We start from the raw sequence: 14,832 nt of genomic DNA, 5'->3' as shown, positions 1-14,832 counted from the left end.
CTTGAACTCCTATATGGTCGTTTGTTTACCCTAAACCCTAAACCCTAAACCCTAAACCCTAAACCCTAAACCCTAAACCCTAAACCCTAAAACTCTGCATTTTTAGGAAACCTTGGGAAGGCAATTACATCGCGGATATTCGTCATACCAGTGACGAACAATACTAAACGTTCGAAACCCAAACCGAAACCTGCATGTGGTGCTGTACCAAAACGGCGGGTATCTAAATACCACCAAAGTTCATCTTGTGGAATGTTCAGATCTTCCATTCTCTTTGTTAAACGATCCAGGCGCTCCTCACGTTGAGAACCACCAATCATTTCACCAATGCCAGGGAATAAGATATCCATTGCGGCTACAGTTTGTCTGCCTTCTGCATCAGGTTCATTCTGGCGCATGTAGAACGATTTAATATCAGCCGGATAATCTGTTAAGATTACTGGTTTTTTAAAATGCTTTTCAACAAGGAAACGTTCATGTTCACTTTGTAAATCAGCACCCCATTCATCAATTAAATATTTAAACTGTTTCTTCTGGTTCGGTTTTGATGATCTTAAAATTTTAATGGCCTCTGTATAGGTTAAACGCTCAAAATCATTTGCCAGGCAGAAATCTAATTTCTCTAACAAAGTAAATTCGCTGCGCTCATTCTGAGGTTTTTGTTTATCTTCTTCAGCCAGGCGGGTATTTAAAAATTCCAGTTCTTCTTTACAGTGATCTAAAGCATATTTAATTACATACTTCATCATATCCTCTGCCAACTGCATGTTATCTTCCAGATCAGCAAAGGCAAATTCAGGTTCTACCATCCAGAATTCTGCAAGGTGACGGGTAGTATTGGAGTTTTCAGCCCTGAATGTCGGACCAAAAGTGTAAATTTTTCCAAAGGCCATTGCTGCAAGTTCACCTTCCAGTTGTCCGGAAACAGTTAAGTTGGTTGCGCGTGCGAAGAAATCTTGTGAGAAATCTACTTTTCCATCTTCGGTACGTGGAGTATTGTCGAAATCTAATGTTGTTACCTTAAACATTTCACCTGCACCTTCAGCATCACTGGCTGTAATTACTGGCGTATGCATATACACAAAGCCGCGTTCATTGTAAAACTGGTGTATGGCAAAAGCCAAAGCATGACGTACTTTAAATACGGCATTAAAAGTATTGGTACGGAAACGCAAGTGCGCAATTTCACGCAAAAATTCTAAACTATGCTTTTTAGGTTGCAAAGGGAATTTTTCTGGGTCACTGTCACCCAAAATTTCTACAGTTGTTGCCTTAACTTCTACTGACTGACCTTTTCCTAATGATTCAACCAGGTTTCCAGTGGCAGAAATGGCTGCCCCAGTGGTGATTCTTTTCAACAGCTCATCAGGTAAATTATTAAAATCAATTACCACCTGGATATTGCTCATGCAACTTCCATCATTTAAAGCGATAAACTGATTATTGCGGAAAGTTCTTACCCATCCCATAACCGTTACTTCAGTGCCAAATGCAGTCGATTTTAATAAATCTTTAATTTGCTGTCTCTTAATCATAATGTTATTTGTAAAAGGCGCAAATTTAGGAAAAAAAAGTATATCAGCTGTCAGTTTTCAATTTGTAGTTTGCAGTTTTGAAATGATCACTGAAAACAGCTAAGTGAATTAACAAATTGTAATCTGATAAATATTTGGAAATAGTCTATGATTTTCTGCGCTGAATTGAAAATTAGACGAATCATCACCGGATGAGTACTGGCAAACAGGCTATATTCAACCAATTAGTTTCCTTTAGAACTGAGAACTCTGAGCTAAACGATTAGTCATCGAATGAATACTAACAAACAGGCTATATTCATCCGATGACTTAGAACGCGAACTGAAAATTACCTACTGTTGTTGTTGCTGCTGTTGCATCGCTTCCATATATTGCTGGTAACTATTTTGACTTCTGGTCGTTGCTGTGGTCATTCCGGATGGCTTCGTGTAGTTGACTTCCTTTGGTTGGTAATAATTTTCATTATCGCTAAAATCATCATCGTTATAGCCAACAGATACATTTACTTCCATGAAGTGCTCAAGACCACCCTTATATACTCCTTTTACTGGTGAGCAATTTGTAAAGTTGCGCCCAACAGCCAGGCGAACATGCTTTTCATTTGCGATGCAATTGTTTGTAGGATCTAAACCCAGCCACCCATATTCAGGTAAATAAGCTTCTGCCCAGGCATGAGTAGCACCTTCGCCACGCATGCCATCTTTATTCGGACAGATATATCCACTTACATAGCGTGCAGGGATTCCGGTTAAGCGTAACATTGCAGTAAGAACGTGTGCAAAATCCTGACAAACACCAGCTTTTAGTTTTAAAATTTCATCAATAGTGGTATCTACTGCTGTGATTCCTTTAATGTATTCAAATTGCTGAAAAACATGTGCGCAGTATTTAATAGCCGTTTGATAGGGGGTATCATCGGGAGTTTTAATTTGTAGTGCGGTTTCTTTCAGCTGAATAATGCCCTCAAAAGTTTCCTGACGAAGGTAATCAATATAGGGGACCTCATATTTCATCAAAGCCAGACTATTCCATTGTTCACTGCTAAACATATCGTCCTGTGGAAGTGGTTTTGGGAAAGTCTCCACGCAAACCTTAGAAAATATTTTTAACTGGTTATGTGGTTCATTTTGAGTAAATGTACCTACTTCATTGCCATAATAATCGATAAAGATTTCTATTTCCGGGCTTCCAGAGATATTCAGATCATGTTTCACTACTTTTTGAAAATCGTCTTTAATAGGGAATAAAATGATTTGGTTGGCACTATCCCGAACCGGCGATTCATATTTATAATTGGTGATATGTTTGATTTTAAATATTGGCATAATATAAATTGTTAAATAATTACAATTTTCAGTGCATTATGAATTTGCGAAGTAATATTCGTTAAGCAGGTTTCCGATACCAAAAAGCTCTGTCTTGATATCAGTTAAATAAAGATGAAGCTGATCTTCTGCCATGGTATTTACCGAGCTGTAAGTAATCATGCTTTTCAGCCTTCCTATTTTGAAGGATAAATTATTGTAATCTGCAATATTGCTTTCACTTTTGAGTCTGCTGAAATAACGCTCAATATTGTTCATCGAATAAAGTGCAGACCTTGGGAAATCGTTATTAAGCATTACCAATTCGATGATGTTCTTGGCATCAAATCCCTGTCTGTAAGTTTTAAGGTAGAGTTCATAGCCACCCAGCGAAAGTAGCAAGTGTTTCCAATAGGCTATATCTGTAAGTAAATCGGGATTGGTGCTGATGGAACTGAACTTAATATCTAAAATATCGATTGATTGAATGCTTCTTTCCAAGTGTTTACCAATCTTCATAAAGCTTCTGCTTTCACCACGTTCCATGGTGCTATCTGCCGTTCCATGATAGAGCATTACCTGCTTGATTAAAATGTCCAGGGCAGTAATGGGGTCATCTTTCTGCACATACCAGAGCAATTTTTCATCCTTTACGGTATGATAATACTCATTTAGGCACTGCCATAAGTCTTTTGGAATGTGTTCCTGGACACTTCTGGCATTTTCCCTGGCTAATGTTACAATATTTAAGATTGAATTGGGGTTCTCTCTGTTTAAAAGTAAATACTCAATTACCGCTCTGCTATCATGCTGGATATTGAGAAGTTCATGCTCATCATCCGAAGAAAAAATCCGGATAACGGGTTTCCATGTAAACTCCTGAACGGTGTCCTGAGAAGATGCATAATTAATTTTTAACATGCGCAGCATACCATCGCTGCGTTCTACATACCTACTTAGCCAATATAAACTTGATGCTACTCTACTTAACATATATTACAATCTAAGAAGTTAAAACCCAGGTATCTTTGCTGCCGCCACCTTGCGAACTGTTTACCACCAGCGAGCCTTCTTTCAGGGCTACACGTGTTAATCCACCCGGTACAATTGAAATCCCATCTGGTCCGTTCAATGCAAAAGGACGAAGATCTATTCTCCTTGGTGCCAGTTTGCCATTAATAAAACATGGTGCCGATGAAAGGCTGATGGTGGGCTGGGCAATAAAATTTCTAGGATCTTTGAGAATCTCTATTTTATATGCTTCGGTTTCCTCTTCTGATGCAGCGTGGCCCATTAACATTCCATAACCGCCACTTCCGTTGGTTTTTTTTACGACCATTTCGTTGATATTGGCAAATACATAATCAAGTTCATCGCGGTTACTTAACTGATAGGTGGGTACATTTTTTAGAATAGGCTCCTCATTCAGGTAATATTTAATCATATCCGGAACATAGGTATAAACAGCTTTGTCATCGGCAACACCGTTTCCAACTGCATTTACAATAGCAACATTTCCTTTGCGATATACGCCCATTAAGCCGGCAACACCTAGTACACTGTTCGGATTAAATACCAGCGGGTCCAGATAATCGTCATCTACACGCCGATAGATTACGTCAACCTGTTGTAATCCTGTAGTTGTTTTCATAAATACTTTTTGATTTTTCACGACCAAATCACGTCCTTCTACTAATTCTACACCCATTAAACGCGCTAATGTGGTGTGTTCATAATAGGCTGAGTTGTACATGCCAGGGCTAAGCAATACGATGGTAGGGTTGGAGACGGCCCGTGGAGAAAGTGCCATCAGGTTTTTATAGAGAATGGCCGGATATTCGGTTACGCTTCTTACGCCGCATTGCGGAATTAAATCAGGAAAAAGCCTTTTAGTGATTTCCCTGTTTTCGAGCATATAACTTACACCTGAGGGCGTTCGGAGATTATCTTCTAATACATAGAAAGTGCCGTCATGATCACGAATTAAATCGATACCAGCGATATGGATATAAATATCATGCAGAACATTTACATGATGCATTTCTCTTAAGAAGTGTGGGCAGGAATAAATCACATTAATAGGTACAATTTTATCTTTAAGGATAAACTGATTGCTGTAAACATCTTTCAAGAAGAGGTTTAAAGCCTTAAGCCGTTGTGTAATTCCTTTTTCTATGAACGCCCATTCGCTTGAGGTGATGATGCGTGGAATGATATCAAAAGGGAAAATTTTTTCGATACCCTCTCCGCTATCGTAAACGGTGAAGGTGATGCCCTGACTCATAAAGAGTTTTTTAGCTAACTCTTCCTTCTTGTTTAAATTCTCAAGTGATTCTTTTGAAAAGTTTTTGATAAAATTCTGATAGTGATTTCGATACTGATCACTACTTAAGAACATTTCATCATAAGTTTGTGGATGATTTAAGTAATTTTTTATAAAATTTTCTATCATTTGACTTAAATATTTCCTTAAAGTATGATTTTAAGTGAATAAAACATATTTATTTTATATAAAATCATATTTTTTATCATTAATTACCTTTTTTTATAATTTATAAATAGTTTTAAATGTATCATTTACGATTTTTTTATATTTATTTTAATTTTTTTATAAAAATATATTGATTATGTCGATATAATTACTACTTTTGTGATGCTCGTTAATTATTATTATATATTTGGTTTAAAAAAAGCGCTGGCAACGGCGCTTTTTTTACAGATTTCAAGAGACTTATTCATAATCAACATAAACTAAACAACCTAAACCAAAAGAAGCTTCCAAGGTAACGCCCTGGAAGCTTTCTTTTTTTAACCTTTTCTTTATTTATACATCCTTATAATGTTTTATGCATGAGCTTGATCAGAATATGTAAGAATATAATATGAAACTATGGTATAAAGAAAAAGCTATCTCAATTTTCATCGAGATAGCTTCTATTATATGTTTTGTTAGTGTTTAATTAATCTTCTGAATAAGTGATGTCATTAACATGCTTATCAATTTCCCATCTTCCAGTACCTTCTTCACCAATTACTTCGAACAATTCTAAAGCACGGCGGGCTTTGTACTCTTCTTCACGTTGTTCTTTTAAGAACCAGTTTAAGAATTCCATTGTAACAAAATCTTGTTCCTTCAAGCATCTTGAAGCTAAGTTTTTAAAGCTTTGTGTGATGGCAATTTCTGCTTCCAGGGCATCTTCAAAAACTTCTCTGAATCCAGCAAAATCTGTTTTGATACCAGTAACTTCAGGAGAGATTGCATTTCCTCCCATATCTAAAACATACTTGAATAATTTCAATTGGTGCATTCTTTCTTCTTCAGATTGTTTAGTGAAATAATCTGAGGAGAAATCATAACCATTTTGGTTACACCATGATGCCATTGATAAATATAGTGATGAAGAGTGTGCCTCTTTTTTAATCTGCTGATTTAAAAGTGTTTCAATATCCTGAGATATTAAACATTTAATACGCATTAAATCTTTCATAATTTCTGTGCTTTAATAACAATACAAATGTAACACAGAATTGTTCATTATTGTAAATTATTTGCTATATGAAATTAGTCTAAATTGCTGACTGGTAGGTATTTATAATGAGTTTAAATAGTGATAGCGAGATGGAAGATCAGAAATGGATAATGTAAAGCAATAACGCCAAACGGATACTGATTGGAAGACAGGGGGATAGCTGGTCTTTATGAGTGTGTAGTTTTAGGTTAGAGTATAACTTCAGATGATACGCAATCCCTAATCAATAACTATTGAATTAATAAACTAATCTATAAAGGCAGTCGTTCACCATATGATTTAAGTTAAACATGGTAAAAGTACCGTGCAATAAATCTTTCAAAGCAATAATTTCTAATGCATTTAATAAATAAATATGCTCACATCCATTAAAGGTAACCAATTCGAAATCGGCTCTATGTGTATCTAATAGGAGTGCCTCAATATTAATTTCTTCCACAACTTTCTTCAGTTTTTGAAGAGACAGGCAGTTGTAGCGGGCAAATTTACCACCAAAATCCACATAAAAGCAGTTTAGCTTATCAGATTGATAAACAGCACCTTCGTAATTTGAGAATACGTTAATTAGTTGATTAATATCTATACACGCTTTTTCCATCTGATGCGAAATTGATCATTATTTAGATTAAATACAAATAAAAGTTGAAAAAACTTTAAATGCTCATTTTTGGATGACGTTAAACTTAAATGATTTTTGATTATTGAACTGTATAAACCATGTGATAATACAAGCCGCCCATAAATAATTTTTGGTTTTGTATATTGAAGCCTTTATTTTGATATAGCTTTAAAGCCTTATGGTTCTCCATTTCAACTAATAAGCCAATACGCTTATGGCCAATACGTTTTCCCCATTCAACGCCAGCTTCAATTAACGCTTTACCGATTCCTTTTCCTTGTGCCTTTGGATCAACACTAATGGTATCCAGGTAAAATTCTCCTGCCTCAGTTTCAGGTTCGGGGTGGAAATTGATAAGATTATAGTTCTCGGTCAGGTGATTTAGGAAAGTTTTTCTTAATTCAAGGAGTTTGGCTCCATCATAAGCATTGATAGAGCCCAATACCTGATCATTTTCAATAAAAACTAAAGTATTCTGGTAGCTATATTGGTTATCCTTCTGTTTAAAGAAATGTTCAAATAATTGTTCAATGATTTTGGGATCACTGGAGTTTGCAAATTTACCAGCCAGTTCACCCATGGCCTGAATGATTAACGGCACAACGAATTTATAATCAGAAGGTTCTGCTGGCCTGATCATTTAAAAATCGCTCAGGTTAAAGGTTTCTGCTACTCTCACGCCTTTTTCTGTTCTTTGAAGGGTACAGCATTCATGAATAGGATCATGTTCTAAAAATAAGATGTAATTCTGATCTACTGCTTCTTCCAGAAAAGCTAGTTTTTCTGTGAGTGTTTTTAGTGGAAACATATCGTAAGCCATCACATATGGTAGTGGCAAATGTCCGATAGAAGGTAATAGATCGGCCATATAAATGATTGTTCGTCCTTTATAACTGATTTTTGGCAACATCATTGCATCAGTATGGCCATAAGCAAAGCCAATGTTGATGTTTGGTTGCCAATTTATATTTTCTACCTCTTCTATAAACTTAAGTTGTCCGCTTTCTTGTATTGGCACAATATTCTCCTTAAGAAAAGAGGCCTTCTCACGTGCATTCGGTTCAATAGCCCATTGCCAATGTTTTTCATTGCTCCAGTAGGTTGCATTTTTAAAAGCCGGCGATAATGTATCTTGATCTCTTATTACAGCTCCACCTACATGATCGAAATGTAAATGGGTGAGGAAAACATCAGTAATATCGGCTAAACTAAAGCCCAAGCTACTTAAAGATTTCTCCATCGAATCATCACCATGCAGATCATAATGACTGAAAAATTTTTCATCCTGCTTGTTTCCAATTCCCGTATCCACTAAAATAAGTTTGTTTCCATCTTCAATCAGCAGACACCGCATGGCCCAGGTACATAAATTATTTGAGTCTGCCGGATTGGTTTTTTGCCAGATGGCTTTAGGAACAACGCCAAACATGGCACCGCCGTCTAGTTTAAAAAGTCCGGTATTGATGGTGTGGAGTTTCATGGGGTTAGGTGGTTAGGTGGTTAGGTGGTTAGGTGGTTAGGTGGTTAGGTGGTTAGGTGGTTAGGTGGTTAGGTGGTTAGGTGGTTAGGAAAAAAAGGCCTGTAAAATTACAAAACCCTTTAGAACAATCTAAAGGGTTTTGTAATTTTTACTAATGACTAATGACTAATGACTAATGACTAATGACTAATGACTACAAATGGATCACTTCGCCGTATGCATCAGCAGCAGCTTCCATAATGGCTTCGCTCATTGTAGGGTGGGGGTGAACAGATTTAATCATTTCATGACCAGTTGTTTCCAATTTGCGGGCAACCACAATTTCAGCGATCATTTCAGTAACATTAGTACCAATCATGTGTGCGCCTAATAATTCACCGTATTTAGCATCGAAAATCAGTTTTACAAAACCATCTTTTGCACCGGCAGCACTTGCTTTACCTGAGGCAGAAAATGGAAACTTACCTATTTTTAATTCATAACCTGCTGCTTTCGCTGCTTTCTCAGTATAACCAACTGATGCAATTTCAGGTGTACAATAGGTACATCCCGGGATGTTATTATAATCTAAAGGCTCGGCATGCTGACCTGCAATTTTTTCGACACAGATAATGCCTTCGGCAGAGGCTACGTGAGCGAGCGCTTGTCCGCTAACCACATCACCAATAGCGTAATAGCCTTTTGCTGAGGTATTGTAGAATTCATCAGTAACGATTTTGCCTTTTTCTGTTTTGATTCCAGTCTCTTCTAAACCAATGTTTTCAATGTTAGCCACAATTCCAGCTGCAGAAAGTACTATGTCTGCCTCAATGGTTTGCATACCTGAAGCCGTTTTAACTGAAACTTTACAACCTGAACCACTCGTATCTACTGATTCAACTGAAGCTGAAGTCATCACATCGATACCCACTTTTTTAAGACTACGCAATAATTGTTTAGAAACATCTTCATCCTCTACAGGTACAACGTTTTCCATAAACTCAACAATGGTTACCTTAGTGCCCATAGTTGCATAGAAATAGGCAAATTCAACACCTATTGCTCCTGAACCTACCACAACCATACTTTTAGGTTGTTCAGGGAGAACCATAGCCTGGCGGTAACCAATAATTTTTTTACCGTCTTGCTTTAAGTTTGGAAGTTCTCTTGAACGGGCACCTGTAGCGATAATGATATTTTTAGCTGTTAATTCTTTTTGAGAACCATCAGCGCCTTTAACTTCTAATTTGTTGCCTGGTTTCACTTTACCAGTACCCATGATCACGTCGATCTTGTTTTTCTTCATTAAAAACTGAACGCCTTTGCTCATGCCATCTGCAACCCCACGGCTGCGTTTTACCACGGCTGCAAAATCAGCAGTAGCTTCAGCAGTAGTAATGCCATAATCTGCTGCATGGTTAATGTATTCAAAAACCTGTGCACTTTTTAATAACGCTTTAGTTGGGATACAACCCCAGTTTAAGCAAATACCACCTAGTGATTCACGCTCCACAATAGCAACTTTCATTCCTAATTGGGAAGCTCTGATCGCAGCTACATAACCACCTGGGCCGCTGCCTAAAACAATAACATCGTAATTCATATCTATTATATAGAGATTTGCTTTTTAATTGTTTCTTTTTTATTGATGTAATTTTCTGATGAAAAAGTCTCAGACCTAGAAGGTTGATCTCATTTTAACATCTTTAATGTTTCCATATTATATAGCTAAGCTTTTTCAATTACTCAGCAACAGCCCAAAACTAAAAAAAAAATGTTAATTGATATGGTGATTATTGAGATAGTGATGTAAAAACTACAAAATTTACAATGAAGGTTTGTTACAGATCATAAGAATGAAATTATATTATTTGGCTACCTATTCAAAATTATTCCAGAAAATTTGCTTCTGCTGGTAAATCGATACCAATCATGTCAAAACCTCTTAATTTTTCATCTTTTTCAAATAATATCTGTAAAATTACTATTGATGTATTTATTGTTTGATAAAATTCTTAAAAATCGTTATCGTTAAATAAAGATAATTAGTGAACTAATAGATTTATCCAGCATTTACTGCGTTATCTTTAAATTTTAACTTAGTTTTTTAATAATTATTTTGTTATTCGATCAATCCTTTGATAAAGTGAAAGTTATGGTGTTAAATAGAAAAATGAATTGTTGAAAAGTTTTGAGTTTGTTAACGTAAATTTAACATTGGATGTTAAAATGTGTTAAAGTTTAATACATACATTTGCAGCAATAAAATCACTCCAATTTATTATTCAACAACAAACATTTAAAAAACAAAGGATGAAAAAAACTTTACTATTTAAGATTGTAGTAATTGTTATTGCTTTTGTAGGCTTTATATCTGTTGCAAATGCGCAGGTAACTACATCATCAATGACAGGTACTATCAAGGATGCCAAAGGTGCTCTACCTGGTGCAAGTGTAAAAGCTACCCATACCCCAACCGGAACAGTTTATTCTGTATCAACCAATAGTGATGGCCGTTTCACTATAGGTGGTATGCGTGTAGGTGGACCTTACACTATTGAAATTAGTTTCATTGGGTACAGACCAGAAAAACAAACAGAAGTTTATTTAAAATTAGGTGAGCCTTATTTAGAAAATGTAACTTTAGTTGACAACAGTTCTACTCTTGCAGAAGTTAAAGTTGTTGGTCAAAGTAATAACGCTATTATGAATTCTAATAAGAGTGGCGCTAATACTGTTATAACCAGACAACAAATCCAATCTTTACCAACTATTACACGTAGCGTTAACGATTTAACACGTTTAACGCCTCAGGCAAATGGTACATCAATTGGTGGTGGTAACTACCGCTCCAATAATTTTACCGTAGATGGAGCAAACTTTAATAATCAGTTTGGTATTGGTCAGAATATTCCTGCAGGAGGCTCTCCAATTTCAATTGATGCATTAGAGCAGATTTCAATCAATGTAACTCCTTATGATGTTCGTCAATCTGGATTTACAGGTGGTTCAGTAACAGCTGTTACACGTTCAGGAACCAATACTTTTTCTGGTAATGCATTTTATACCATGAGGAATGAAGACAATCAGGGTAAAAGAATTGGTGAATCTTACAGGATCCCATCTTTACAAAAATTAGATGAGAAAAATTACGGTTTTAGTTTAGGTGGTCCAATTGTTAAAGATAAATTATTCTTCTTCGTAAACTACGAAAAGAAACATACTATTGAGCCAGGAAATAATAGAATCGCTGCAACTTCAAGTTTACCATATAACAGTGGCGTATCGACTGTTGCTCCGGCAACTTCAACTGACTTGGATCGTTTAAAATCTTACCTGCTTTCTACCTATAATTATGATCCTGGTGTTTACCAAGGTTATTCTAATATTAGTGATAATGAAAAGATGTTTGCACGATTAGATTGGAATATTTCAAAAAATCATCGCTTCAGTGTTCGTTATAATCAAGTAGAAAGTAAATCACCAAGTTCAGCTAGTACTTCAGTTACTGGTTCTGGCGTAACGGGTAACTTAGGTTACGGTAACAATAGATCTGGTTCAAATACAAATGCTGGTTTAAATTTTTCAAATTCTAACTACTATCAGGCTGCTAACTTATATTCTGCTGTAGCGGAATTAAACTCCAACTTCGGTAGTAAAATAACTAACGTAGCCCGTGCTACTTATTCTCACCAAAATGATCCTAGAACTTCTGATAGTTCTCCTTTCCCTTTGGTAGATATCTTAAATAACACGCAAAGTGGTACATCTGCAGGTAACGTATTAACTACTTTTGGTTATGAGCCATTTACTTATGGTAACTTAAGAGATGTTAAAGGTTATACTTATAGTGATGATTTAACATTGGCTCTAGGTAAACACAATATTACCTTGGGTGCTCAAGCAGAATTTAGTACAACCAAAAACGGTTTCCAACGTTTTGGTACAGGTTTTTATACTTTTGCTTCTTATGATGATTTTTATAACAACGCCAGACCATTACAATATTCCGTTACTTACCCTTTAACATCAGATGGATCTCAAGCTTTTCCTAGCTTTAAATTCGCTCAATATTCTGCTTATTTACAAGATGAGTTTACCATCTCTGATCGCTTAAAAGTTACAGCTGGTATTCGTTTCGAGCAAGCAACTTATCCAGATGTTTCCGAAATCAAAACACATCCTTTAGTAGCTGCTCAGACTTTTGCAAACGGTCAAAAAATTGATACAGGTGTTTTACCAGATGCTAAATTAACTTATTCTCCTCGTTTTGGTTTCAACTGGGACGTAATGGGTGATCGTTCATTACAAGTTCGTGGTGGTTCTGGTATATTTACAGGTCGTGTGCCTTTTGTATGGATTGTTTCTCAATCAGGTGATGCTGGTTTACTTCAATATACTCAGGTTTATTCAGGTTCTTCAACACCTTTCTTTAATCCTAGCATTGCACCTAACTTAACTACTCCTGCTCCTGCAGCTGGAACAAGTATCCCTGGAACAATCAGTTCAATGGCTCCTGATCTTAAGTTTCCTCAAACCTGGAAATCAAGCTTAGCTGTAGATTTTAAATTGCCAGGCGGAATAGTAGCTACTTTAGAAGGTATTTATGGTAAAGACCTTAACGTAGCAGTTGCTAAAAACGTAAACTTAAAAGATCCAACAAATTTAAACATTGCTGGTTATCCAGATAACAGACCATTCTACGGTAGTTCTGTTAATTCAAGACAAGTAGTCAATATTACTGGTGCTGGTCTTCCAAGTGCAACTGGTACATCTGCATTGAATGTTGTTCAAATGACGAATGCTAAAGGTGGTTACAACTGGCAAGCAACAGCACAATTAACAAAACAATTTAGCAGTGGTTTATCTGCAATGATTGCATACACCCGTTCTGATCAACGTAATTTTGGCGATGGTAGTGGTGATCAGTTGTTAAACTTATGGTCTATTCCATACACCTCAACAAATTCAAATAACCCAACATTAAGTTATTCTCAGAATTTATTGCCTGATCGTATTATCGCAAGTATTTCATACAGAAAAGAATACATTCAGAATTTAGCCACTTCATTCTCTGTATTCTATCAAGGTTCACAACAAGGAAGATATTCTTACTACTATAGTGCAGATTTCAACCGCGATGGACAAACAAATGATTTGATCTACATTCCACGTGATGCTTCTGAAATTACATTTACTAATATTCCTGCTGGAACAACCGGTTATGCCAGAGCATATTCTGCACAAGAGCAAAGTGATATTTTTGCGAACTACATTGAAAATGATCCTTATTTAAGTAAACATAAAGGTCAGTATGCAGAGCGTAATGGTGCTTTGTTACCTTGGAGAAATCAGTTTGATCTTAGATTAACTCAGGAAATTTTCAAAAACTTTGGAAATACTAAGAACTCATTCCAATTTACAGTTGATATCTTTAACGTAGGTAACTTATTAAACCGTAAGTGGGGTAATGTGAACTTTGCAAACAACTCTGCAATCCTTGTTCCTCAAAATGTGTCATCAATCAGCGCTACAACTAAACCAACATTTAGATTGGCTAATACTCAAGGTGATATTGTAAGAGAATCATTTGGTACTTCACAAACCATATCTTCAACCTATTACATGCAGTTTGGTGTACGTTATAACTTTAACTAAGGCTGTAAAATTTTAAATTGATCAAAATGAAAAATATATTATCAAAAGTTATGGTTGCTGCAAGTGTCATTGTTTTATCAATGACTGCTTGTAAAAAGGACCCTAACGCTGAAAAAGAGGTTTCAGGTACTGGCGCAACAACTATCGAATTAGCAAAAGGCACTGCTATATCAGCGACAGGTACAGTTGGAACAAGTGTTGTAACTTTAAATTACATTGTTGGTGAAAAACTTTTCCCATCTAAAGTAATTCCAAAATTAACTGTATATTATCTAACCAATACTCAAACAAGTGCATCTGCGGTAAGTAGTTCTGTAAGAACGCAGCTTTACACAGCAACTAATGTTTCGCTTGCACCAACAGCAACTCCGGTTGCGAGTGCTCCAGTTGTAACAGCAATTGGTGCTTATGGTAATGCTAATAACATTGTTTGGGGGCTTACCTACACATTTAAATTAAGTGATATAGGGAAAGGTTTATTTACAGTAAGTAATAACGTTGCGTCTCAATCAAGAGGAACAAGTATTATTATTGTAGCTCAGGATGCATCAAATACAACTCTTGCTGAGTATACTTTCGCACTTTCTGAATTTGGATTAAGAGCTGCTTTGTAGATTATTGTTAAATCACAATATCTAAGGCGTTAATATCTCAGGGGCGCATTCAAAATTCCCTGTTAAAAGAGGGTAGAAAGGAGTAGGAATTAATCATTCCTGCTCCTTTTTT

At 36.1% G+C, this 14,832-nt stretch carries 11 protein-coding genes; 2 read left to right on the top strand and 9 right to left on the bottom strand.

Annotation, left to right across the window (positions count from 1 at the left end):
- Positions 1 to 86: 86 nt before the first annotated feature.
- The 9 genes from asnS to lpdA all read right to left on the bottom strand — a co-directional run bounded on the left by asnS (position 87) and on the right by lpdA (position 10,051).
- A complete protein-coding gene (asnS, locus tag EV200_RS18120; protein ID WP_132535187.1) occupies positions 87 to 1,535 on the bottom strand; it encodes an asparagine--tRNA ligase in 1,449 nt (482 codons plus the stop codon).
- 333 nt (positions 1,536 to 1,868) lie between these two features.
- Positions 1,869 to 2,861, bottom strand: a complete 993-nt coding sequence (locus EV200_RS18115; RefSeq protein ID WP_132535185.1) for a transglutaminase family protein — start codon at positions 2,859 to 2,861, stop codon at positions 1,869 to 1,871.
- A 36-nt stretch (positions 2,862 to 2,897) separates the two neighbouring features.
- Positions 2,898 to 3,833: an alpha-E domain-containing protein gene (locus tag EV200_RS18110; RefSeq protein ID WP_132535183.1), complete on the bottom strand. Its 936-nt coding sequence runs from the start codon at positions 3,831 to 3,833 to the stop codon at positions 2,898 to 2,900.
- A 10-nt stretch (positions 3,834 to 3,843) separates the two neighbouring features.
- Complete coding sequence (locus tag EV200_RS18105; RefSeq protein WP_132535181.1) at positions 3,844 to 5,292, bottom strand: circularly permuted type 2 ATP-grasp protein; 1,449 nt, start codon at positions 5,290 to 5,292, stop codon at positions 3,844 to 3,846.
- Between the two features lie 508 nt (positions 5,293 to 5,800).
- A complete protein-coding gene (locus EV200_RS18100) occupies positions 5,801 to 6,328 on the bottom strand; it encodes a ferritin (protein ID WP_132535179.1) in 528 nt (175 codons plus the stop codon).
- A 280-nt stretch (positions 6,329 to 6,608) separates the two neighbouring features.
- Positions 6,609 to 6,968 carry a hypothetical protein gene (locus EV200_RS18095; RefSeq protein ID WP_132535177.1) on the bottom strand — a complete coding sequence of 120 codons (360 nt, stop codon included), beginning with the start codon at positions 6,966 to 6,968 and terminating at the stop codon, positions 6,609 to 6,611.
- Between the two features lie 100 nt (positions 6,969 to 7,068).
- Entirely contained in the window at positions 7,069 to 7,629 is a 561-nt protein-coding gene (locus EV200_RS18090) for a GNAT family N-acetyltransferase (RefSeq protein ID WP_132535175.1), read from the bottom strand.
- Positions 7,630 to 8,469 (bottom strand): MBL fold metallo-hydrolase, encoded by an 840-nt coding sequence (locus EV200_RS18085; protein ID WP_132535172.1) that lies wholly within the window; start codon positions 8,467 to 8,469, stop codon positions 7,630 to 7,632.
- A 193-nt stretch (positions 8,470 to 8,662) separates the two neighbouring features.
- Positions 8,663 to 10,051, bottom strand: coding sequence for a dihydrolipoyl dehydrogenase (lpdA, locus tag EV200_RS18080; RefSeq protein WP_132535170.1), 1,389 nt, complete (start codon positions 10,049 to 10,051; stop codon positions 8,663 to 8,665).
- Positions 10,052 to 10,761: 710 nt separating this feature from the next.
- Here lpdA and EV200_RS18075 point away from each other — a divergent pair.
- The gene (locus tag EV200_RS18075; protein ID WP_132535168.1) at positions 10,762 to 14,106 is read left to right on the top strand and encodes a TonB-dependent receptor; all 3,345 of its coding nucleotides are present in this window, start codon (positions 10,762 to 10,764) and stop codon (positions 14,104 to 14,106) included.
- A gap of 26 nt (positions 14,107 to 14,132) precedes the next feature.
- Positions 14,133 to 14,720, top strand: a complete 588-nt coding sequence (locus EV200_RS18070) for a hypothetical protein (protein ID WP_132535166.1) — start codon at positions 14,133 to 14,135, stop codon at positions 14,718 to 14,720.
- Positions 14,721 to 14,832 lie beyond the last annotated feature (112 nt).

It is taken from the genome of Pedobacter psychrotolerans (assembly GCF_004340665.1).
GTDB classification, from domain to species: Bacteria; Bacteroidota; Bacteroidia; order Sphingobacteriales; family Sphingobacteriaceae; genus Pedobacter; species Pedobacter psychrotolerans.
Note: the sequence above shows the minus strand (reverse complement) of the source record. Positions and strands in the feature narration are given on the sequence as shown.

Excerpts from the sequence above, each read along its gene's own strand:
- asnS (WP_132535187.1), bottom strand. The coding sequence starts at position 1,535 with ATGATTAAGAGACAGCAAATTAAAGATTTATTAAAATCGACTGCATTT.
- EV200_RS18115 (WP_132535185.1), bottom strand. The coding sequence starts at position 2,861 with ATGCCAATATTTAAAATCAAACATATCACCAATTATAAATATGAATCG.
- EV200_RS18110 (WP_132535183.1), bottom strand. The coding sequence starts at position 3,833 with ATGTTAAGTAGAGTAGCATCAAGTTTATATTGGCTAAGTAGGTATGTA.
- EV200_RS18105 (WP_132535181.1), bottom strand. The coding sequence starts at position 5,292 with ATGATAGAAAATTTTATAAAAAATTACTTAAATCATCCACAAACTTAT.
- EV200_RS18100 (WP_132535179.1), bottom strand. The coding sequence starts at position 6,328 with ATGAAAGATTTAATGCGTATTAAATGTTTAATATCTCAGGATATTGAA.
- EV200_RS18095 (WP_132535177.1), bottom strand. The coding sequence starts at position 6,968 with ATGGAAAAAGCGTGTATAGATATTAATCAACTAATTAACGTATTCTCA.
- EV200_RS18090 (WP_132535175.1), bottom strand. The coding sequence starts at position 7,629 with ATGATCAGGCCAGCAGAACCTTCTGATTATAAATTCGTTGTGCCGTTA.
- EV200_RS18085 (WP_132535172.1), bottom strand. The coding sequence starts at position 8,469 with ATGAAACTCCACACCATCAATACCGGACTTTTTAAACTAGACGGCGGT.
- lpdA (WP_132535170.1), bottom strand. The coding sequence starts at position 10,051 with ATGAATTACGATGTTATTGTTTTAGGCAGCGGCCCAGGTGGTTATGTA.
- EV200_RS18075 (WP_132535168.1), top strand. The coding sequence starts at position 10,762 with ATGAAAAAAACTTTACTATTTAAGATTGTAGTAATTGTTATTGCTTTT.
- EV200_RS18070 (WP_132535166.1), top strand. The coding sequence starts at position 14,133 with ATGAAAAATATATTATCAAAAGTTATGGTTGCTGCAAGTGTCATTGTT.